This window comes from Streptomyces malachitofuscus (genome assembly GCF_055571035.1).
In genome coordinates this window covers 15,514-39,404 of the sequence record NZ_JBVIGA010000039.1, presented here as the reverse complement: position 1 = coordinate 39,404, position 23,891 = coordinate 15,514, and the positions used below count along the sequence as shown (strand labels likewise).

Genomic DNA, 23,891 nt, shown 5'->3' with positions numbered 1-23,891 from the left:
GGGGGGTGACAGAGGAAGACAGTTTAGTTAGCCTTACCTAAGTTTGCGGAGGGTTTCCGAGCGCTGTGAATCCGGTCCGGAGGATGCGTGAAAAAAGCGGACCTGCCGGGACGGAACGTCCTGTGGCGCGCGGTGGGCGGTCAGCGCCGCGATGTCGTCGTCGGCGCGGTGCTGGGCATGGGTCATCAGACGGGCGAAGCCCTCGTGCCGGTCGTCGTCGGACGTGCCATCGACCGCGGTGTCGTGGACGGCGACGTCACCGGACTGCTGCTGTGGCTCGGCGTCCTGGCCGTCGTCTACGTCGGACTCTCCTACAGCTTCCGCTTCGGCGCCCGCGCCGGTGAGCGCGCGTCCGTGACGGCCGCGCACCGCCTGCGGACGGAGCTGACCGCCCGCGTCCTCGCGCCCGAAGGCGGCGCGGACGAGGGCCGGTTGCCCGGGGAACTGGCGAACACCGCCACGGAGGACGCCAAGCGGGTCGGCGCGGTCACGATGGCCCTCGTCGTCGGGATCGGGGCCGCGACCGGCCTGGCGGTCGGCGCGGTCGTACTGCTGCGCATCTCCCTCCCCCTCGGTCTCCTCGTGCTGCTGGGCACGCCCCTGCTGTTGTGGCTGGTGCACCTGCTGAGCAAGCCCCTCGAGCGGCGCAGTGAGACCGAGCAGGAACGCGCGGCGCACGCGTCCGGCGTGGCCGCCGATCTGGTGGCCGGACTGCGGGTGCTCAAGGGCATCGGCGCCGAACCCGCGGCGGTCTCCCGCTACCGGCGCATCAGCCAGGACTCGCTCACCGCCACGCTGCGCGCCGCACGTGCCGAAGCCTGGCAGAGCGGCGTCGTGACCATCCTGACCGGAGCGTTCCTCGCCCTGGTCGCCCTGGTCGGTGGCCGGCTCGCCGCACGCGGCGACATCGGCCTCGGCGAGCTGGTCTCCTCCGTCGCGCTCGCCCTGTTCCTCATGGGGCCGCTGTCCGAGTTCTCCTGGGTCAACGCGGAGTTGGCGCAAGGGCGTGCGTCCGCCGCACGTATCGCCGAGGTCCTGGGTGCCGAGCCCGCCGTGCGGCCCGTCGCGCCGTCCGACGCCCCCGCCCTGCGCCGGGTCGAGGGCCGGCTGCGGCTGCGCGGCCTGTCGTACGGCTCCCTGCGCGGCCTGGACCTCGAGGTCTCCCCCGGCGAGACGGTCGGCGTCGTCACCGCCGACCCCGCCGACGCGACCGCTCTGCTGCACTGCCTCGCCCGCCGCACCGACCCCGACGAGGGCTGCGTGGAGCTGGACGGGACGGACGTGACCGCCCTGGGCCTGGCGGAGCTGCGGGCCGCGGTCCTCGTCGCCGAGCACGACGCCGACCTGTTCGAGGGAAGCCTCCTGGACAACATCACCGTCGCCCGTGCGGATGCCCCGGTCGCGGCCGCGATCGCCGCGTCGGGCACCGACGAGGTCGCCGGCGCCCTTCCCGACGGCACCGCCACGGCCGTCACCGCGCGGGGACGCTCACTCTCCGGCGGCCAGCGCCAGCGTGTGGCCCTGGCGAGGGCGCTCGCCGCCGACACCCCGGTCCTCGTCCTCCACGAGCCCGCCACAGCCGTCGACGCCGTCACCGAGGTACGGATGGCGGCCGGAGTCAGGGACATCCGCAGGGGCCGCACGACCGTCCTCGTGACCAACAGCCCCGCTCTCCTCGCGGTGACCGACCGGGTCGTCCTCGTCGAGGGCGGCAGGGTGACCGCGAGCGGCGGCCACGACCAGCTCGTCCACGACCGCGCGGACTACCGTACGGCGGTGCTCGCATGACCGAGTCCCGCGAGGCACCGCGGGCCGAGTCGGCGCTGCTGCCCGTCGCGACCCCCGCGCGCACCCGCGCCGCGGTGGCCGAACTATTACGCCCCCAGAGGGCGTTGGCTCTGACCGCCCTGGCCGTCATGGTCGGTTCCACCGCGGTCGGACTGCTGGTGCAGCCGCTGCTGGGCCGGATCGTCGACCTGGCCGCGGACCGCGGGGCCGTCGACGCCATCACCACCACCGCGGCACTGCTGGTGGCCGTCGCCGCGGCGCAGGGCGTGAGCGCCGGATACGGCCTGTCGCTGGTCTCCCGGCTGGGCGAGACGACGCTGGCCCGGCTGCGCGAGAAGTTCGTCGAACGGGCCCTGGGGCTGCCGCTGGACCGCGTCGAGAAGGCCGGCGCCGGCGATCTCACCGCCCGGGTCACCGCCGATGTGTCCCTCATCGCGGACGCCGTGCGCAACGCCCTGCCGGAGCTGGCCCGTTCGCTGCTGACCATCGTCCTGACCCTCGGTGCCATGGCCCTGCTCGACTGGCGGTTCCTGCCGGCCGCGCTGCTGGCCGTGCCCGTCCAAGTGGCCACCGCCCGCTGGTACGTGGCCCGCGCGGTCCCGCTCTACGCCGAGCAGCGGGTGGCCGCGGGAGCCCAGCAGCAGCAGCTCCTCGACACCGTCGCGGGTGCCTCCACCGTACGGGCGTTCCGGCTGGAGCGGGAGCACACCGAGAGGGTCACCGAACGGTCCCGGTCCGTGGTCGCGCTGACCATGAAGGGCGTGCGGCTGGTCGTGGGCTTCTACAGCCGCCTGCACATCGCCGAGTACATCGGGCTGGCCGCCGTCCTGTGCACCGGCTACTGGCTGGTCCGCCAGGGCTCGGCGTCCGTGGGCACGGCGACCGCCGCCGCCCTGTACTTCCACAGTCTGTTCACCCCGGTCAACGCGGCCCTCGTCCTGCTCGACGACGCCCAGTCGGCGACGGCGGGCCTGGCACGGCTCGTGGGCGTCACCGACGAGCCGGGGCCTGAGGCACCGGCCCGCCCGGCCGGGACGAGCGGCGTCGAGGTCACCCTGCGGGGACTGAAGCACGCCTACCGGCCCGGACACCCTGTGCTGCACGACCTGGACCTGACGATCCGTCAAGGTGAACGGGTGGCTCTTGTCGGTGCCAGCGGAGCGGGCAAGACCACCCTGGCGAGACTCGTGGCCGGCATTCAGCCGCCCACCGCCGGGACCGTCCTGGTCGGCGGCGTGCCGCCGACCGAACTCGACCCGGCCGTGGCCCGCCGCACGATCGCCCTGATCACCCAGGAGACCCATGTCTTCGCGGGCCCGCTCGCCGACGACCTCCGCCTGGCCGCGCCCGACGCGACCGAGGACGAACTGCGCGCCGCGCTCGACCGCGTCGACGCACTCGGATGGGCCGAGGCGCTGCCCGACGGCCTCGCCACCGTGGTCGGCGACGGCGGTCATCGCCTCACGGGCGCCCAGACACAGGCCCTGGCCCTCGCCCGGCTGGTCCTCGCCGATCCGCCCCTGGTGATCCTCGACGAGGCCACCGCCGAAGCGGGCAGCGCCGGAGCGCGCGTCCTGGAAAAGGCCGTCGCCCGCGCCGTGGACGGACGTACGGCGCTGATCGTCGCGCACCGCCTCAGCCAGGCGGCGACCGCCGACCGGATCGTCGTCATGGAGTCCGGGCGGATCGTCGAGACCGGCACGCACGACCGACTGCGCGCCGTCGGCGGGCCCTACGCGGCGCTGTGGGCGGCATGGTCGAACTCCCGCGCCACCGGCTCCTGACCGCCCCACGAACTCCCCGCCCCACGCAGTCCCCACCCCCGCACCGCCCCGCACCACAGGAACCGAACCGGAGGACCACCGATGTTCCGCTCCCGCACAGCGCCACGGCTCGCCGCCGCGCTCGCCTCGACCCTCCTGCTCCTCACCGCCGCCACGGCCTGCGGCGGTGGCGACTCCGGATCCGACGCCGCCGATGCCGGTGCGAAGGCGGGCGCCTCCGGTGAGGCCGCCTTCCCCGTCACCCTCGCGCACAAGTACGGCAGTACGACCGTCAAGGCCGAACCGCAGCGGATCGTCACCGTCGGCCTCACCGACCAGGACGCGGTCCTGGCGCTCGGCAAGGTCCCGGTCGGCACCACCGAGTGGCTGGGCGGATACGAGGGCGCGATCGGCCCGTGGGCCGAGGACGAGCTGGGCGGGGGCAAGACACCCACCGTCCTGAAGGACACCGGCACCGGCCCTCAGGTGGAGAAGATCGCGGCCCTCAAGCCGGATCTGATCCTCGCGCTCTACGGGGGCCTGACCAAGGAGCAGTACGAGCAGCTGTCCAAGTTCGCGCCCGTCGTCGCCCAGCCGAAGGAGTACAACGACTACGGCATCCCGTGGCAGGAGCTGACGAAGACGGTCGGCCAGGCACTCGGCAAGCCGGACGAGGCCACGAAGATCGTCGAGGACACCGAGGCCACGATCAAGGCCGCGGCCGACGAGCACCCCGAGTTCAAGGGCGCCAGCGCGGTGATGGCCACCCCGTACGAGGGCATGTTCGTCTTCGGCAGTCAGGACGCGCGCTCCCGGATCCTGACGGACCTCGGCTTCTCCCTGCCCAAGGACCTGGACAAGGCGATCGGGGACCGGTTCGGCGCGAACATCAGCAAGGAGCGCACCGACCTGCTCGATCAGGACGCCGTCGTCTGGATCGCCGGCGACGTCGCCAAGGACACCGACACGCTGCACAAGGACGCCTCCTACAAGGATCTGAACGTCGTGAAGGAGGGCCGCGAGGTCTTCGTCGACGAGAGCAGCGACTACGGCAACGCCACGTCGTTCGTCTCCGCCCTCAGCCTGCCGTACGTCGTCGAGCGACTGGCCCCGCAGCTGGCGGCGGCGGTCGACGGCAGGCCGGACACCAAGGTGGAGCAGCCGGCCCCCTGACGGCGCAGGAGGTACAGCGAAAGGGGGGCGGCCGCCCCCCTTCTCTTGCGTGTGTACCGTGTCAGCGGTCCATGGCCTCGGCCAGGCTCCGCGGCCGCATGTCGGTCCAGTGGGTCTCGACGTACTCCAGGCACTCCTGCCGGTCCGCCGGCCCGTGGACGGTCCTCCAGCCGCCCGGCACGTCGGCGAACTCCGGCCACAGGCTGTGCTGGTTCTCGTCGTTGACGAGCACCAGGTAGACCCCATCGGCGTCCTCGAACGGATTGCTCATCGCTTTCCTCTCCTCACGGCCCCTTACGGCCGACGGTTCCTCATGGCCCGCACGACCAGTCCCTCCAGCGCCCGGAACCAGGTCCCGGCGAGGTCCTCGACCGTCTCGCGCGGCAGCAGCCCTTGAAGATGGGACCAGTGGGCGGCCAGCACCGGCCCGTCCTCCCGATCCTCGGTCACCACGTTGATGCTCAGCGCGTGCCCCTCCCGCATGTCGGCCTCGGGCCCGATGTCGGCCGCGTCCTCCTCGGGAGCGTACGACCAGTCCGTGTCCTCCGGGATGCCGAACCGGCCCAGGTAGTTGAACTCCACGCGGGCCGCTTCGCGGGCCGCCAGCACCTCACGGGTACGGGGGTTGAGGTGCCGCAGCAAACCGTAGCCGACGCCGTTCGCGGGCAGCTCCGCCAGATGGTCGCGCACCCGTCGTACGGCTTCCTCGGCCGCCGGGCCGCCGGCGAAGGCGTCGGCGGGGTCGGCCGGGCCCGCGTCGAGCCGCACCGGGAAGACGCTGGTGAACCAGCCCACCGTCCGGGAGAGGTCGACGTCGTCCCCGGCCAGTTCGGCTTCGCGGCCGTGTCCCTCCAGGTCGACCAGGACGGAGGTGCCGGATCCGCCGGCGCGCCTGCGCCAGTCGGCGAAGGCCAGCGCGAGACCGGCGAGCAGTACGTCGTGGACGCCGGCGCCGAACGCGGCGGGCACCGTCGAGAGCAGCGGCCCGGTGAGCTCGGCGGGCAACCGCCTGATCACTTCGCGCTGGGTCGCGGTGGTGTCCCGCTCGGGGTCCAACGGGCGGGCGAGCGGGAAGGGTTCGCCGCCGCCGTCCAGGAGCGCCGTCCACACGGGCAGCTCCGCCTCGCGCTCGGGGGCCTCGGCCAGTTCGGTCAGCAGCCGTGACCAGCGGGCGAACGACGTCCCGACCGGGTCGACACGCGCCGCACGTCCCGCGGAGACGTCCTGCCAGGCCGTCGCCAGGTCCGGCAGCAGCACCCTCCAGGACACGCCGTCGACCACCAGGTGGTGGGCCATCAGCAGCAGCCGTCCCGGAGCATCGCCGGCGTCGAACCACACGGCCCGGACCATCGCCCCGGCGTCCGGATCCAGCAGCGCCCGCGCCGCGTGCGCGTGCTCGCGTACGGCCTCGCCCAGTGCCCCGGCGTCGAGCCCGGTCACGTCCACCCGGTCGATCCACCGGGCGGCGTCGACCGCGCCGACGGGCGGGACGTACAGCGACCAGTCCTGGGTGTCGTCCCGCGAGGGCCGCTCCAGGGTGGCCCGCAGCAGGTCGTGCCCGTCGGCCAGGGCCTGGAGCACGGCGGTCAGCCCTGGCAGGTCCAGGGCGGCGGGCGTGCGGACGAGCGCGGCCTGGTGGTAGGTCGAGAAGGGGCCGCCCAGTTCGCGCAGCCAGTGCATCACCGGGGTGAGCGGCACGGTGCCGGTCCCGTCGTCCTCGCGGCGGACCCCGGCGGTCCCGGCCGACTCGGCGACCGTGCTCAGCGCGGCGGCCGTGCGGTGCCTGAAGACGAGGCGCGGGGTAATCCGCACGCCCGTCGCCCGGGCCCGGGCGACGAGTTGCATCGCGACGATGCTGTCGCCGCCGAGGACGAAGAAGTCGTCGTCCACGCCGACCCGTTCGAGCCCGAGCACCTCGGCGACGACCGCACAGAGCGTCTCCTCCATCGGGGTGGCGGGGGCGCGGTGGGAGGACAGGGCGGAGAAGTCGGGGGCGGGCAGGGCGGCCCGGTCCAGCTTGCCGTTGGCCAGCTGCGGGAACCGGTCGAGCGGCACGACGGCGGCCGGGACCATGTGGTCGGGCAGCCGGGCGGCGACATGGGCGCGCAGCTCGGCGGGGTCGGCGCCCCGGGCGACCACGTGGGCGACCAGCAACGTACGCGCTCCCTCCTGGCTTACCGTCACCACGGCCCGGGCCACGGCGGGATGGGCGGTGAGCGCGGACTCGATCTCGGCGGGTTCGATGCGGAAGCCGCGGATCTTGACCTGGTCGTCGGCCCGTCCGAGGAAGTCGATCCGGCCGTCGGCCGTCCAGCGGGCCAGGTCGCCCGTGCGGTACAGACGGGAGCCGGGCGCGCCGAAGGGGTCGGCCACGAACCGCTCGGCGGTCAGGGAGGGCGCGCCGAGGTAGCCGCGGGCGAGTCCGCCGCCCGCGAGATACAGCTCGCCCGTCACACCGGGCGGCACCGGTTGCAGCCGCTCGTCCAGGACGTACGCCCGCGTTCCGGCCACCGGACGGCCCACCAGCGGGCGGTCGCTGTCGCCGACCCGGGCGACCAGGGCGTCCACGGTGGACTCGGTCGGCCCGTAGAGGTTGAACGCCTCGGTGCCGCGCAGCCCGGCCAGTTGCCGCCACTGCGCGACGGGTACCGCCTCGCCGCCGACGCCGACGACGGCGAGGGGGCAGTCGTCGCCCTCCAGCAGACCGTTCTCGGCCATCCGGGCGAACAGGGACGGCGTGACCTCCAGGAAGTCGAACCGGTGGTCGCGCACGGCCGCGGCGAGGAGTTCGGGGTCGCGCCTGACCTCCTCGGACACGATGTGCACGCAGTGCCCGTCCAGCAGCCACAGCTGGGGCTGCCAGGAGGCGTCGAAGAAGAACGACCAGGCGTGCCCGGCGCGCAGGTTCCGCCGTCCGGTGGCCTCGATCGCGGGCCGGTACAGCGTCTCGCGGTGGCTGTGGAAGAGGTTGCCGAGGGTCTCGTGGGTGACCACGACGCCCTTGGGGCGGCCGGTCGAGCCGGAGGTGTAGATGACGTACGCCGGGTGGCGAGGTGTCAACGAGCTGGTCAGGTCGGAGTCGGACGGGTCCTGGGCGGCGATCCGCCCGGCCGTGCCGGGCTCGTCCAGCACCAGGCGGCGGGCGTCCGGGGGCAGGATGTCCGTGAACTCGCCCGTGGTGAGCGTCACGACGGGTCGTGCGTCGGCGAGGGCACCGGCGGTGCGCTCCAGCGGCGCGTCCGGGTCGAGCGGCAGGTACGCCGCGCCCGCCTTGTGCACCGCGAGCACCGCCACCAGGAAGCGGGCGGTGCGGGGCAGTGCGAGCGCCACCAACCGCTCCGGGCCCGTGCCGAGTTCGCGCAGCACCCGGGCCAGCCGGTTGGCCTCGGCGTCGAGTTCGGCGAAGGTCAGCTCGATGCCGTCGGAGGCCACAGCAGGGTGCCCCGGGAACTCGCGGACGCGTGCCGCGAAGAGTGCGGGCACGGTCGTCGGCGGCGCGAGGACGGGGCGGCTGTGCCAGCCGTCCGCCAGGCGCCGCCGCTCCTCCGGGGCGAGGATGTCCACCCGGCCCACGGTGAGCTCCGGGTCGGCGGCGACCGCGCGCAGGACGCGGCGCAGCCGGTCGGCGAAGGACTGCGCGGTGGCGGGGTCGAACAGGTCCGCGCTGTACTCGAGGACGCCGTCGACGCCGCTGCCGTCGGCGCGCTCCACGAAGTCGAAGGACAGATCGAACTTGGCCGTAGTCTGGGCGACTTCGTCGCGGCGGGCGTCCAGTCCGGGCAGGCCCGCGCTCTCGTCACCGGCCGCCAGGTACACGACCATCACCTGGAACAGCGGATGCCGGGCCAGTGAGCGGGCCGGGTTGAGCACCTCCACCAGCCGCTCGAACGGCACGTCCTGGTGGTCGAAGGCCGCCAGATCGGCCTCCCGCACCCGGGCCAGCAGTTCGTGGAAGGTCGGGTCGCCGGAGGTGTCCGTGCGCAGCACCAGCGTGTTCAGGAAGAAGCCGACCAGGTCCTCCAGGGCCGCGTCGGTGCGCCCGGAGATCGGGCTGCCGATCGGGATGTCGTGACCGGCGCCCAGCCGGGTGAGCAGGGTCGCCACGGCGGCTTGGAGCACCATGAACACACTGACGCCGTGGTCGCGCGCCAGCCGGTGCAGGTCGGCGGCCAGCTCGGCGTCCAGGGACAGGTCCGCCGAACCGCCCCGGTAGCCGGCCTCCAGCGGCCGGGGCCGGTCGAAGGGCAGCGCCAGCTCCTCGGGCAGACCGTCGAGCGTCTGCCTCCAGTACGCGATCTGCCGCTCACTGACCTGGTCGAGCAGCTTCTGCTGCCAGAGCGTGTAGTCGGCGTACTGCACGGGCAGCGGCGCCCAGTCCGGCTCGCGCCCCTGGGTGCGGCAGGCGTAGGCGAGGGCGAGGTCCCGGTTGAGCGGTGCGTCCGACCACTCGTCGCCGGCGATGTGGTGCAGCAGGACCAGCAGGGTCCAGTCCTGCTCGCCGGTGCGGAACACATGGACGCGCAGAGGGGGCTCCCGGTCCAGCTCGAAGCCGTACGCCCCGGCCTCCGCCAGCCGCTCGGCGAGCCGCGCTTCGTCGGTGTCCTCCACCTCGAACGGGACGCGGACCTGGTCCGGGCCGAGGACCAGCTGGTACGCCCGGCCGTCCTCGTCGGGGAACACCGTGCGCAGCGTCTCGTGCCGTACGACGAGGTCGTGCACGGCGGCCCGCAGCGCGTCGACGTCCAGCGCACCGGTCAGCCGCCAGGCCGAGGGGATGTTGTACGTCGCGCTGGGGCCCTCGACCTGGTACAGCACCCACAGGCGCTGCTGGGCCGACGACAGGGGCAGCCGTTCGGGGCGGGTGCTGACCGTCAGCGCGGGGCGGGCCGTGCCGTCCGCCGTGCTCCCGGTGGCCAGGCGCTCGGCCAGGCGGGCGACCGTGGGCGCGTCGAACACCGTGCGCAGGGACACCTCGGCGCCTAGGGCGGCGCGGATGCGCGCGGTCAGCCGCATGGCCAGCAGCGAGTGGCCCCCGAGGGCGAAGAAGTCGTCGTCGATGCCGACCTCGGGGACGTCAAGGACCGCGGCGAACGCCTCGCACAGCACGTCCTCGCGCGGGTTGCGGGGCCTGCGTCCCGAGGTGAGCGCGGCGAAGTCCGATGCGGGCAGCGCCTTCTCGTCGAGTTTGCCGCTGACGGTGCGCGGCAGGGCGGGAACGGTGACGTAGGCGGCCGGGACCATGTGGGAGGGCAGCGCGGAGGCCGCGCGGGTGCGCAGGTCGGCGGGATCGGGGGTGCGATCGCCGGCGGGGAGGAGGTAGGCCACCAGCCTGCGTACGCCCGGTGTGTCCTCGCGCACGACGACAGCGGCCGTGGCCACGTCCGGGTGCTCGGCGAGCAGGGCCTCGATCTCACCGAGTTCGATGCGGAAGCCGCGCAGCTTGACCTGGCCGTCGGCCCGCCCCAGGAACTTCAGGGAGCCGTCGCGGCAGCGGCGGACGAGGTCACCCGTGCGGTACATACGGCTGCCGGGCGCCCCGAAGGGGTCGGCGGTGAACCGTTCGGCAGTCAGGCCGGGACGGTTCAGGTAGCCGCGGGCCAGGCCCTCGCCCGCCAGGTACAGCTCGCCCGTGACGCCCACCGGGACCGGGCGCAGGGCGCGGTCGAGGACGTGGGCGCGGATGTTGTCGAGCGGCGCCGCCCAGCGGCCGGAGGCGTCTGCGTGCCGGCCGTAGGCGTCGACCGCGCACTCGGTGGGGCCGTACAGGTCGTGGACCTGGACCCCCGGCAGGGCGCACAGCCGTTCCCACAGCTGGGCCGGGGTGGCCTCGCCGCCGACGCTGAGCACGCCGGGGAGGTGGCCGCCGGGCTCCAGGAAGCCGTGATGGAGCAGCTCGCGCAGATAGGTCGGGGTGACGTCGAGGTAGTCGACCCGCTCCCGGTTCACGTAGGCGAGGAGGGCGGCCGGGTCGGCCATGGTGGCCTCGTCGGTCACATGCAGCTCGTGCCCGGCGGGCAGCCAGAGCAGCGGGTCCCAGGAGCCGTCGAAGCTGAACGAGGCGGCGTGCACGGCCCGCAGTCCGGCGCGTCCGGCCGCCTGCTCCGCCGGGCCGATCAGGTCGTCGCGGTGGGCGCCGTAGAGGTTGCTCAGGCCCCGGTGGGTGCCGATCACGCCCTTGGGGGTGCCGGTGGAGCCGGAGGTGAAGATGACGTACGCGACGTGGGACGGGTCGGGGTACGGCGGCAGCGGTGTGCCGTCGTCACCGGGCCGCTCGGTGCCGTCGAGCAGGACGCGCTCGCAGCCGTCCGGCAGCTTGGCGGCGAGGGCGGACGTGGTGAGCACGCAGCGCGCCGAGGCGTCCCGCAGCATGAACTCCAGCCGCCCGGCCGGGTATTCGGGGTCCAGTGGCAGATAGGCGGCGCCGGACCTGAGGACGCCCAGGACGGCCGGGACCATGAGGTGGCGGGGCAGCGCGAGGCCGATGACCGTCTCGGGTCCGGCGCCCTGGCCCAGCACCAGCCGTGCCACGGCGTCCACCTGCTCGGACAGCTCCCGGAAGGTCAGCCGGGTCTCCCCCGCGACCAGGGCGGTGGCGTCCGGGCGGGCGCGCACCGTGTCGTCGAGGATCTCCGGGACGGTGCGGGTCTCCAGCGGCCGTGCGGTGTCGTTCCACTCGGTCGTGGCGGCCCGCTCCTCCTCGCCGGTGAGAACACGCAGGCTGCTCACCGGTTGGGCCGGGTCCCGGGCGATCTGCTCCAGCAGTCCGAGCAGCCGGTCGACCAGGGCGGTCGCGGTTTCCGCGTCGGTGAGGTCGGTGGCGTACTCCAGCAGGAGCGCCATGTCGCGTCCGGCGCCGTGGTCGACGAAGGTGAAGTCCAGGTCGAACTTGGCCATGCCGGTGTCCATGTCGAACCACTCGGTGGGGAGCCCGAAGAGGTCGGGGTCGCCGTCGGGCCGGTGGTGGTAGCCGAGCATCACCTGGAACAGGGGGTTGCGGTCGGCGACCCGGACCGGGTTGACCGCGTCCACGACACGGTCGAACGGCACGTCCTGGTGCTCGAAGGCGGCCAGCGCCGACTCCTTCACCCGGTCGAGGAGTTCGGCGAAAGTCGGGTCGCCGGACAGGTCGGTGCGCAGCACCAGCGTGTTCACGAAGAAGCCGACCAGGTCGTCGACCGCACTGTCGGTGCGCCCGGCGATCGGCGCGCCGAGCGGGATGTCGTCGCCCGCGCCGAGCCGGTGCAGCAGGGCCGCCGTGGCCGCCTGGAACAGCATGAACATGCTGGCCTGCCGGGAGCCCGCCAGCTCCCGCAGGGCGTCGCCGGTGCTGTCCGGCAGCGCCTTGCGGACGACGGCGCCCCGGCCGGTGATCCGCGCCGCGCCCGGGCGGTCCAGGGGCAGCGGGATCTCCTCGGGCAGATCGCGCAGGGTCCGCGTCCAGAAGTCGAGCTGCCGCTCGCCGACCTCGGTGAGCAGGGCCTCCTGCCACAGGGTGTAGTCGGCGTACTGCGCGGGCAGCGGCGCCGCCCAGTCGGGCGCACGCCCGGCCGTGCGGGCGGCGTAGGCGTGGTCGAGGTCGGCCAGGAAGGGGCGGTCGGACCACTCGTCGGTGGTGATGTGGTGCAGCACCAGCGCCACCACTGCGTCATCGGCGCCCAGGCACAGCACCTCGGCCCGTACCGGGAGTTCGGCGCTCAGGTCGAAGGGGCGCCGCTGGGCGGCCTCGATCAGTGCGGGCAGCTCCTCCTCGGTGCAGTCGACGACCCGGAACTCGGGCTCGGCCTCACCGGGCGCCGCGATCCACTGGTACGGCTCACCGTCCTCCACCAGAAAACGGGTGCGCAGGGACTCGTGACGGTGGGTCACATCTCCCAGCGCGCTCCGCAGGGCGTCGGAGTCCAGCGTGCCGCGCACCCGGACGACGAGGGGGAAGTTGTAGGCGACCCCGTCGCCGGTGATCCGCTCGACGAGCCACAGCCGCCGCTGGGCCGCCGACAGCGGGATGCGTGTGGGCCGGTCGGCCGGGGCAACGGGCTCCAGCACCGGACGTGCGGGCCGTCCGGCCTCGGCGCGCAGGGCCAGTTGCTCGGGGGTGGGGGCCTCGAACAGGTCGCGGATCGCCAGCTCGGCGCCGAGTTCGGTGCGGGCCCGGCTGATCAGCCGGGTGGCGAGCAGTGAATGCCCTCCCAGGTCGAAGAAGTTGTCCTCCGCGCCGGTGCGGGGCAGCCCCAGCACCTCGGCGAAGAGCCGGCACAGCACCTCCTCGACGGGGGTGCGCGGGCCGCGCCCGGCCGACAGGGCGACGGCGGGCTCGGCGTCCGGCAGGGCCCGCACGTCGAGCTTGCCGTTGTCGTTCATCGGCAGGCGCGGCAGCACCACGAAGGCGGCCGGGACCATGTAGCCCGGCAGCCGCTGCGCCAGCTCCTCCCGGATACGGCGCACCAGCGCGCCCTGACCGCGGGTGGCGGTCGGGGTGTTGGCGTACGGCTCGGTGCCGCGTCCGGCGCCCGGGCGGTACAGGCCGAGGGTGCGGCCGGTGCGCGCGGCGGGCACGAACACGGCGTCGAAGAAGCCCGGTTCGTCGGACCAGGTGGTCAGTACCCGGAAGCCGTGGGCCTCCCCCGACTGCCGTACGTCCTCGGGCTCCTCGCCCGCTGCCGGGACGGGCTCGGCGTCCATCGCGCGCATCGCGGCGAGGTCGGCTGCCGTGCGGCCGTCGGGGATGCGCCGGACGCGGAAGGGCTCGGCCCCGCTCAGGAGTCCGGCCAGGTCGGCGCCCCACTCCGCCTCCGGTACCTCGTCCAGCCGGAGGGCGTCGGCGGTGTCGGCGTACAGGACGACGTCGTAGCGGTAGCGCGTCAGCTCGTTGTGGTGGCGTCCCCGCTTGGTGCGCAGGTCGACGCCCACACCCAGGGTGGTGAACCAGCCGGGGTCGACGAGGAGTTCCTTCTCCAGGGCGAGCCCGCGGTCCACGGCCTGCCGCAGCGGCTCGGCCCGGCGGGCGACCTGGATGCCGGTCTGGAGGACGCGCGCCTGCCGCAGGTCCCGTACGTCGCCCAGGAACAGGGCGCCACCCGGGGCGAGCAGGCCCATCGCGCCCCAGATCACCTTGCGCAGGTGGTCCAGGCTGGGGAAGTACTGGATGACGGAGTTGATGACGATGGTGTCGAAATGGCCGACGGGCAGCCCGTCCGTCACCTCGGCGGCCTGGCAGCGCAGACGGACCTTGGAGGCCAGACCGGGGTCGGCCTTCAGGTCCTCGCCGAGCTTGCGGATCACGGGTGCCGCGAAGTCGGTCGCCCAGTACTCCTCGGCGTCCGGGGCGAGCCGGGAGAGCAGCAGACCGGAACCGACGCCGATCTCCAGGATGCGGGCGGGCCGCAGTTCCTTGATGCGCTCGACGGTGGCCTCGCGCCACTCCCGCATGTGCTCCAGCGGGATGGGCGTGCCATCGTAGGAGCTGTCCCAGCCCGCGAAGTCCTCGGTGAAGACGGCGGTGCCGATCTCGGAGTACTCGGCGGAGTAGATCTCCTGCCACTCCCCGATCTGCTCCGCCTCCGCCACCTGGCGGGCCCCGGCGTCCGGTTCGGCAGGGACGACGTACCCCACGAGCCGCTTGGTGCCGGGCGCTGAGGTGTCGTCGCGGGCGATGACGGCGGCCTGGGAGACCTCGGGGTGCTGGGCCAGCGCGGTCTCGATCTCACCGAGTTCGACGCGGTGGCCGCGGATCTTGACCTGGTCGTCGGTGCGGCCGAGGAAGTCCAGGTTGCCGTCGGGGCGGCGCCGTACGAGGTCGCCGGTGCGGTACATGCGCTCGCCGGGCCGGCCGTAGGGGTCGGCGACGAACCGCTCGGCGGTCAGGCCGGGCCGGTCCAGGTAGCCGCGGGCCAGGCCCACGCCGGCGATGTACAGCTCGCCCGCCACACCGTCCGGGACGGGCCGAAGCCAGGGGTCGAGGATGCGGGCGCGGGTGGCGCGGATGGGCTTGCCGACGGTCGGGGTGGCGCTGTCGTGGGTGCCGCCGCCGAGGGTGTTGATGGTGTACTCGGTGGGCCCGTAGAGGTTGTAGCCGTAGGTGCCCTCGGTGTCCCGGAGGGTGTTCCACACGGTCTCGGTGACCGCCTCGCCGCCCAGCAGCACCAGTGGCGGCCGGTGCCCCTCCAACAGGCCTTCTTCGATGAGAAGATGGGCGTAGGTCGGCGTCACGTTGACGACGTCGACGCGGTGTTCCTCGCAGTACGCGACCAACGCGGTGGCGTCCCGGCGCAACTCCTCGTCGCAGAGGTGCACTTCGTGGCCCTCGACGAGCCAGAGCAGCTCTTCCCAGGACATGTCGAAGGCGAAGGACACGGTGTGCGCGATGCGCAGCCGGCGTCCGCCCGCCGAGGCGACGGCCGGGGCGAAGATCTCCTTCTGGTGGTTGAGCTGCATGTTGGTCAGGCCGATGTACGGCGTGACCACGCCCTTGGGGCGGCCGGTGGAGCCGGAGGTGTAGATCACGTACGCGGGGTGGTCCAGGCTGAAGGACACCTGTACGGGTTCGGCGGGCAGGGCGGCGAGTTCGGCCTGCGTGACCGGATCGTCCAGGAGCACGCGCGGCATGCCGCCGGTGAGGGTCGCCGAGACGGGCCGGGTGGACAGCAGGAGCAGCGGACGGGCGTCGGCGAGCATCAGCGACAGCCGCTCGGCCGGGTGGTCCAGCTCCAGCGGGAGGTAGGCGGCACCCGTGCGCAACACCGCGAACAGCGCCACGACGGTGTCGACGGAGCGCGGCAGGCCCAGCGCGACGACCTTCTCCGGGCCTGCGCCCCGCGAGATCAGCAGCCGGGCCAACCGGTTGCAGCGGGCGTCGAGTTCGGCGTAGCTGACGGGTCGCTCACCGAAGACGAGGGCCGTGGCGTCGGGCGTGCGGGCGGCCTGGGCGGCCAGCATGTCGGCGACCGTCTCCTGCGGCACGGGCTGCCGGCCCGCCTCCTCCTCGCGAGCCGCCGCGGCGGCTTCGTCGGGCAGCTGCGCGGACAGCGAGCCGACGGGGGCGGAGGAATCGGCCACGAGCCGGTCGACCAACAGCACGAACCGGTCGATCAGGCGCTCGGCGAAGACGTCCTCGATCAGGTCCGGGCGGTAGGCGAGGGTGACGCGGACGTGCTCGCCGGGGGTGACGACGAGGTTGGCCGGGTAGTGGGTGGCATCGACGTTGGCGACCGCGGTCGCCCCGTGCCGTTCGCGCAGTCCGGCGAGCCGCTCGTCGGTGTCGGCGTTGCGCAGCACGAACAGCGTGTCGAACAGCTGTCGGTGTCCGGTCTCGGCCTGGAGCACGCCGAGGCCCAGGTGCTCGTACGGCATGACCTCCAGCCGCTCGCCCTGGACGCGGCGCAGCAGGTCCAGCACCGGCTCACGCGGGTCGAAGGCGATACGGGCGGGCACGGTGTTGAGGAACATGCCGATGACGTTCTCGACGTCCGGCACCTCGCTGGGCCTCCCGGCGACCGTGGTGCCGAAGGCTACGTCGGTACGGCCGCACACGCTCGCGAGCACCAGGCCCCAGGCGGCGTTGAGCACGGTGTTGAGGGTCAGTCCGTGCCGCCGGGCGGTCTCCCGCAACCGAACGGCGGTGTCCGGGTGCAGCTCGGCGTCCAGCTGACGGGGGATGACCGGCTCCGGACCCCCGTCGTCGACCGCCGGGGCCAGCAGCGTCGGTTCCTCGAAACCGGCCAGGGCGGCACGCCAGGCGCGCCGGGCCTCGGAGTCGTCCTGGCGCTCCAGCCAGGTCAGGTAGTCGCGGTACGAGCCGGGGCGGGCGAGCCCGGCCGGGTCGCCGCCGCTCTCGTACAGGGCGAACAGCTGGTCCAGGAAGAGCCAGGCCGACCAGCCGTCCCACAGGATCAGATGGCGGCCGACGATCAGCCGGTCACCGCGCTGCTCGCCGAGCCGGATCAGCAGCATCCGGAAGAGCAACGGGCGGCCGAGGTCGAAGCGGCGGGCGCGCTCCTCGTCCAGCAACTCGCCCATGCGCCGGTCCTGTGCGGCCGCCGTCAGCCCGGACAGGTCCACCTCGGTGAGCGGGATGTCGGCGTCCCGGACGATGAACTGCACCGGTTGGCGCAGTCCTTCGCTGGTGAACCCGGCGCGCAGGGAGGGGTTGCGGTCGAGCAGGGCGCGGGTGGCGGCGCGCAGCCGGTCTGCGTCGACGCGCCCGGCGAAGTCGAAGGACTCGTGGACGGTGTAGACGTCCAGGGCGCTGTCGTCGTAGGTGGAGTGGAAGAACAGGCCCTCCTGGAGCGGTGCCAGGGGCCAGACGTCCTCGACGCGGCCGGGGGCGAGCAGGTCGACGCGGGCCCGCTCCTCGTCGGTGAGGGTGAAGGCGGAGGCCTCCCCTGCGTCGCTCATGTCCTCCAGGACCGCTGCCGCCTCGGCGAGCGCGGCAGGTGTGCGGTGCTCGAAGACTTCTCGCGGTCCGATCGCCAGCCCCGCCCGGCGGGCGCGGCTCGCCACGGCGACGGAGCTGATGCTGTCACCGCCGAGGAGGAAGAAGTCGTCCTCCACTCCGGCGTCGGCCAGCTTCAGCACGGCGGCGAAGATGTCCGTGAGCAGCTGCTCGCGGGGGTTGCGCGGGGCACGGGACTCGGCGCGCACGGCATGCGGCGCGGGCAGCGCGTTGCGATCGAGCTTGCCGCTCGGGGTCAGGGGCAGGGCGTCGAGGACGACGTAGGCGCTCGGAACCATGGGGGCGGGCAGGGCGCCTTCCAGCGCCGCGCGCAGGTCCTCCCCTGCGGCTGCGGCGGACAGGACCACGTAGGCGACGAGGGCGTTGTCCCGTACCGTCACCGTGGCCTGCGCGACGGCGGGCAGGCGGGTCAGGGCGGCCTCGATCTCGCCGGGTTCGATGCGGTTGCCGCGCAGCTTGACCTGTCGGTCGGTGCGGCCCAGGTACTCGATCACCCCGTCGGGGCGGCGCCTCACGAGGTCGCCCGTGCGGTACATGCGGGTGCCGGGCGGGCCGTAGGGGTCGGCGGTGAACCGTTCGGCGGTCAGCGCGGGGCGGGCGTGGTAACCGCGGGCGAGCTGGACGCCGGTGAGGTACAGCTCGCCGGGGACGCCGTCGGGCACGGGGCGCAGGCAGGTGTCGAGCACGCGCAGGCAGGTGTTCCAGACGGGGCGGCCGATGGGCACGGCGGATCCCTCGTCGGTGCCGTCACAGGGGTGGTGCGTGACGTCGACGGCGGCCTCGGTGGGGCCGTACAGGTTGTCCAGGGGGACGCCGGTCAGCTCGCGCCAGCGCTGTGCGGCGGCGGTGGGCAGGGCTTCGCCGCTGCTGAGGACGCGGCGCAGGGAGGTGGCCCAGGAGGGGTCGGCGGTGACCTCGTCGGACTGGAGGAACGCCTCCAGCATCGACGGCACGAAGTGCATCGTCGTGATGCCCTGCTCCCGCACGAGGGTCGCCAGACAGGCGGGGTCGCGGTGGCCGTCGGGCCGGGCGAGCACCACGGCGGCGCCTTCGAGGAGCGGCCAGAAGAACTCCCACACGGAGACGTCGAAGCTGGACGGCGTCTTCTGCAACACCCGATCGTCGGCCTTGAGCTCGTACGCACCCTGCATCCAGGCGAGCCGGTTGACGATGGCGCGGTGGGTGACGATCACGCCCTTGGGCAGACCGGTGGAGCCGGAGGTGTAGATCAGGTACGCCGGATCGTCCGGGTGGGCGGAACGTGCGGGTGCGGCCGGGGGCTCGTCGGCGTCCTCGCCGTCGAGGAGGAAGACTGCCGCCCCGGGCTGCTCCGGCAGCCGGTCCGCGATCGGGGTGAGCGTGATCACCGTGGTGGTCCCGGAGTCGGCGAGCATGTGGGCGACGCGGTCCGCCGGGTAGTCCGGGTCGACCGGGAGGTAGGCGGCGCCCGTCTTCAGAACGCCGAGCAGGGCCACCATCAGTTCGGTGGAGCGAGGTACGGCGACCGCGACGAACCGGCCGGGACCGGCTCCGCGAGCGCGCAGCCGTACCGCCAACCTCTCGGCTCTGACGTCGAGTTCGGCGTAGGTGAGGCGTTCGTCCGCGAAGACGACGGCCGTGGCGTCCGGCGTGCGGGCCGTCTGTGCGGCGATGGCCTGGGCGAGGGTGGTCTCCGGGACCGGGCGCTCCTCGCCGGCCGGGTGGGCGCGCAGGGCCTCGTCCGAAGTGAGCAGGTCCAGGGCAGCCGCCCGCTGCTCCGGGTCGGTGGCGAACTCCTCCAGCAGGCGCGCCAGTCGGTCGCCGAGCAGGCGTACGGTGTCGCCGTCCAGCCGCTCGGTGTGATGCTTGAGCCGCAGGTCGAGCCGTTCGCCCGGCTTGACGACGAGGGCGAGCGGATAGTGCACGGCGTCGTGGAAGGCGTCGCCGGTGATGCGTACGGTGCCCGAGGGGTCCCGCAGGCCGGTCGCGGCGGGGTAGTTCTCGAACACGACAAGGGTGTCGAAGAGTTCGCCCTCTCCGGCGTGCCCGGCGAGCCGCTGGATCTCGGCGAGTCCGAGGTGCTGGTGGTCCAGCAGGCGTGTCTGTTCTTCCTGGAGCCGGGTCAGCAGGGTGCCGAGCGAGTCTCCCGGCGACCACCGCAGCCGGGTCGGCACGGTGTTGATGAGAAGGCCGACCATGGAGGCGATGCCCTCGACCGCGACTTCGCGGCCGGAGACGGTGGTGCCGAACAGGACGTCGTCGCGGCCGGTGAGCCTGCCGAGGAGGAGGCCCCAGGCGGTCTGGACGACGGTGCCGAGGGTGACGCCGTGCTCGCGGGCGCGGTCCATCAGGCGGGCGGTGGTGCGTTCGGGCAGCTCCACCCGGAGGTGGGCGGGCCGTACCGGGGCCCCGGTGGCGGGGGTGTCGACCAGACGGGTGGGGTCGTCGAGTCCGGCGAGTGCGGTGCGCCAGGCGTCGCGGGCGGCCTCGCGGTCCTGTCCGGCGAGGCTGCGCAGGAAGTCGCGGTAGGGGGCGACCTCGGGGAGCGCCGGGCCCTCCGTGCCGTAGCAGGCCATGAGTTCGCGGTGCAGGACGGGCAGGGACCAGCCGTCGGCCACCGCGTGGTGGAAGGTCAGGACGAGTCGGCTGCGGTGTTCCCCGAGCCGGACGAAGGCGCAGCGGAGCAGAGGCGGTGCGGCCAGGTCGAAGCCGGCCGCGCGCTCGTCGGCGGCGACCGCCTCGCCGAGCGTCTCACGGGTCTCGCCGTCCTGGGCGGACAGGTCGACCTCCCGCCAGGGCAGCTCGGCGTGCCGGGTGATGATCTGCACGGGGGTGCCGTCCGGGCGCCGGCGGAAGGCGGCGCGCAGGGGCGCGTGCCGGTCCAGCAGGAGCTGTGCGGCGCGGCGCAGGGCGGTGCCGTCGACCGGGCCCGCGAGGTCGAGGACCTGCTGGACGACGTAGACGTCGCCGCCGTTGCCGCTGGTCAGGGAGTGGAAGAAGAAGCCCTGCTGGAGCGGGGTGAGCGGGAGGAACTCCTCGATGTCCAGGGGGCTTGCGCCCTGGATCTCGGCGAGTTCACCAGGGTCGACCTCCACCAGGGGTGCCTGCGCCGCGTGTTCCTCGACGCGCTCGACGGCCGCGCGGGCGAGGGACTCGGCGGTCCGGTGCCGGAACACGTCGCGGGTGGTCAGCTTGAGCCCGGACTCACGTGCCCTGATGAGGAGTTGGATGGCGGTGATGCTGTCGCCGCCGAGGGCGAGGAAGTCGTCCTCCGCGGTGACCGAGTCCAGTCCGAGCACCTCGGCGAACAGGGCGCACAGGAGTCTTTCGCGCGGTGTCCCGGGCGCGCGTCCGGAGCTCATCGCGCCGTAGTCGGGGGCGGGCAGGGCCCGGGCGTCGATCTTGCCGCTCGGGGTGACCGGCAGGGCGTGCAGGGGCACCAGTGCCGACGGGACCATGTAATCGGGCAGCCACTCGGCGGCGTGCGCGCGCAGGGTCCGCATCAGGGCATGCACGTCGCGGAAGGGGGCGGGGCGGTTGGCGTGCGGGTAGGCGTTGGCACCGCGGTAGAGGCCGGGGTGCGGGTCGGTGAGGGCGAGAACCGCGTCGAGGGCGCCGTCGTCTGCGGTGCCGTTCCAGGTGAGCGCGGCGCGGTAGCCGTGGCGCTCGGCCTGGGCGTGCAGGTCCTCGGGGTCGGCGCCGGGGGAGGCCTCACGGCTGCTGCCCTCCAGGGCGCGCAGGTCGGCGAGGTCGTCGGCGAGCCGGGCGTTGGGGATGCCGGTGACGCGTAGCCGTGCGGGCCGCTCGGCGAGCAGCGCATCGAGCGGTGCCGCGCCCTCCCAGGGCACCTCGTGCTCGTCCGGGGCGACCGCCTGCGGGCCGGGGTGCAGGACGACGTCGTACCGGTAGCGGGTCAGCTCGTTGTGGTGGGCGCCCCGCTTGACGCGGATCTCCGCGGCGAACCCGTCGAGGGCGGCGAAGTAGTCGGGGTCCAGAAGCAGTTCCCCCTCCCAGCGCACCGACTGCTCCACGGCGGCGCGCAGGGCGCCCTTGTCGTCGGTGGTGGCGCGCCGGGTCTCGACGGCGGCGCGCAGGGTGCGCAGCAGCCGTAGGTTGCGTACGTCGCCGAGGAAGATCCGCCCGCCCGGGGCGAGCAGCCGGGAGGCGGCGCGCAGGACCTCGGTGAGGTGGTCGACGCTCGGGAAGTACTGGGCGACGGAGTTGATGACGACGGTGTCGAAGTGGCCCTCGGGCAGTCCGGTGGTGTCGTGGGCGGGCTGGGCGCGCAGTTCGACGCCGGGGAGGTCCACGTGGGCGCGCAGGGCGGCGATCGCCTCGGAGGAGAGGTCGGTGCCCCAGTACTCGTCGCAGTCGGGGGCGGTGCGGGAGAGGATGAGTCCGCTGCCGACGCCGATCTCCAGCACGCGGCGTGCGGGGCCGAGTCCGCGGATGCGGCGGACGGCGGCCTCCCGCCACTCCCGCATCTCCTCCACGGGGATCGGCAGCCCGTCGTACATGCTGTTCCAGCCCGCGAAGTTCTCCTGGGAGCCCTCCGAACCGGCGGCGCCGTAGAGGAGTTCGTGGACCTCCTTCCACTCATCGACGTGGGTGGCGGAGCCGTCGAGGGCGGGGACGACGTAGCCGACGAGGCGGCGGTCGCCGGGACGGTCCTCGCGGGCGACCACCGTGACCTGGTCGACGGCCGGATGCCCGCGCAGTACGGACTCGATCTCGCCCGGTTCGATGCGGAAGCCGCGGATCTTGACCTGGGCGTCGGCGCGGCCGAGGAACTCCAGGCGTCCGTCTGCGCGCAGGCGCACCAAGTCCCCGGTGCGATACAGGCGTTCGCCGGGTGCGCCGAAAGGGTCGGCGACGAACCGTTCGGCGGTCAGGTCGGGGCGGCCGAGGTAGCCGCGGGCGAGGCCGGCGCCGCCGAGGTACAGCTCGCCGGTGAGTCCGGCGGGGACGGGGCGCAGGTAGGCGTCGAGGACGTAGGCGCGGGTGCCCGGGTCGGGTACGCCGATGGGCACGACGGAACCGGCCGGGATGTCCGGGTCGCACCGGCCGAGCGTGGAGTTGGTGGTGGCCTCGGTGGGGCCGTAGGCGTTGAACATCATCCGGCCGCGGGCGTAGCGGCCGACGAGTTCCGGAGAGACGCGTTCGGTGCCCGCCAGCAGGGTGGCGGTGGGCGGCAGGTGGACGTCGTCGGGCATGGCCGCGAGCAGGGCGGGCGGCAGGATCATGAAGGTGACGCCGTGCGCGTTGGCGTAGTCGGCGAGCGGGGCCGCGGGCACCCGCAGTTCGGCGGGTACGACGACCAGCCGGCCGCCGGAGAGCAGGCCGAGGCACAGGTCCCAGAAGGCGACGTCGAAGCTGGGCGAGGCGAACTGGAGCACCCTGCTGTGCGGGCCGATGCCGAATCGTTCGCTCTGTGTGGCGACGAGTTTGGCGACACCGCTGTGCGCGAGCACGACGCCCTTGGGCCGTCCGGTGGAGCCGGAGGTGTAGATGACGTAGGCGGCGTTGTCGACGGCGATCGGGGCGCCGGGGTCGTGGGCCGGACGCTCGGCCAGTTCGGCGGCCGTTGCGGGGTTGTCGAGCGTCAGGACGGTCATGCCCTCGCGCTCGGGGAGGTCGCGGGCGGTCTCCCCGGTGGTGACCATGCAGACGGGGGCGGCGTCGCCGAGCATGTAGGCGATGCGGTCGGCCGGGTAGTCGTGGTCGATCGGCAGGTAGGCGGAGCCGGACTTGAGGACGGCGACCTCGGTGACGATCAGGTCGAGCGAGCGGGGCAGGGCCAGGGCGACGATCCGCTCGGGGCCGGCGCCGCGTGCGAGCAGGGCGTGGGCGAGCCGGTTGGCACGCTCGTCCAGCTCGGCGTAGGTCAGTTCCTCGTCCTCGAAGACCAGGGCGACGGCGTCGGGGCGCAGGCGTACCTGTTCGGCGAACATCGCGGGCCATGTGTCCGAGGGGACCGTGTGCTCGGTGGCATTCCAGTCGAGGACGACCCGCCGGTACTCGTCCGGCCCCATCAACTCCAGTCTGACGACGGGGGTTTCCGGGTCGTCCAGCGCGGCCGTCAGCAGGGTTCGGTAGTGGACGAGGAGGCGTTCGACGGTCGCCTCCTCGAACAGGCGCGGGTCGTACGTCGCACGCGCCTCGCCGTCGGTGACCTCCAGCAGCAGGTCCACCGGGCCCGGCAGTTCTCCGGCGGGCCGGACCGCCGTGGCGAAGGCGGTGTTGCAGAGCAGCCCGCCGCCGCGTGTCGGCCGGGGGCGCAACGCGTCGATCAGCACACCGACGGGCACCCGGTGGGTTTCGGCCTCCTCCCACGCCTGGGCGACCCGCCGTGCCAGCTCCCGGAAGGCCGGGTCGTGCTCGACGGACACCCGCACCGGCAGACCGTCGTACCCCACGGTGAGGTCGGCCGCTCCGCTGTAGCGGTGCAGCAGGGCGAAGAAGGCGGTGAGCAGGGCGGACTCCGGGGCGTCCGGGACGCCGGCCAAGGTGCGGGTCTCGCGGGCGGGGGCGGGTTCCGACGGATGGGGCCGGTCGGCGGGGAGCGAGATCTCCAGCGGGCGTGGTGTCATCAACCGCTGCCAGTAGGCCAGGACTTCTCCGGAACCGCACACAGGCGTGCACCCTCCCCAGCAGATCGGTCCCGGACCGGGCCGGGGATCGGCGCCATAGTAAGGTAAGGGTTACCTAATTCATAGGGTGTCAGTTTCCGGCCGGGGAGG

General features: G+C 73.5%; 5 protein-coding genes. 3 read left to right on the top strand and 2 right to left on the bottom strand.

The window, feature by feature from the left end:
- The first annotated feature begins 87 nt into the window (after nt 1-87).
- The 3 genes from ACZ44S_RS36310 (at nt 88) to ACZ44S_RS36300 (ending at nt 4,724) form a co-directional block, all read left to right on the top strand.
- Entirely contained in the window at nt 88-1,788 is a 1,701-nt protein-coding gene (locus ACZ44S_RS36310; RefSeq protein WP_466937147.1) for an ABC transporter ATP-binding protein, read from the top strand.
- Nucleotides 1,785-3,572 (top strand): ABC transporter ATP-binding protein, encoded by a 1,788-nt coding sequence (locus ACZ44S_RS36305; protein ID WP_466937145.1) that lies wholly within the window; start codon nt 1,785-1,787, stop codon nt 3,570-3,572. The genes ACZ44S_RS36310 and ACZ44S_RS36305 overlap by 4 nt, the downstream gene beginning before the upstream one ends.
- 81 nt (nt 3,573-3,653) lie before the next feature.
- A complete protein-coding gene (locus tag ACZ44S_RS36300) occupies nt 3,654-4,724 on the top strand; it encodes an iron-siderophore ABC transporter substrate-binding protein (RefSeq protein WP_466937143.1) in 1,071 nt (356 codons plus the stop codon).
- A gap of 61 nt (nt 4,725-4,785) precedes the next feature.
- On the opposite strand, the gene ACZ44S_RS36295 is transcribed toward ACZ44S_RS36300, so the two are convergent.
- Nucleotides 4,786-4,995, bottom strand: coding sequence for an MbtH family protein (locus ACZ44S_RS36295; protein ID WP_466937141.1), 210 nt, complete (start codon nt 4,993-4,995; stop codon nt 4,786-4,788).
- A 23-nt stretch (nt 4,996-5,018) separates the two neighbouring features.
- Nucleotides 5,019-23,783 carry an amino acid adenylation domain-containing protein gene (locus ACZ44S_RS36290; RefSeq protein ID WP_466937139.1) on the bottom strand — a complete coding sequence of 6,255 codons (18,765 nt, stop codon included), beginning with the start codon at nt 23,781-23,783 and terminating at the stop codon, nt 5,019-5,021.
- Nucleotides 23,784-23,891: the final 108 nt, after the last annotated feature.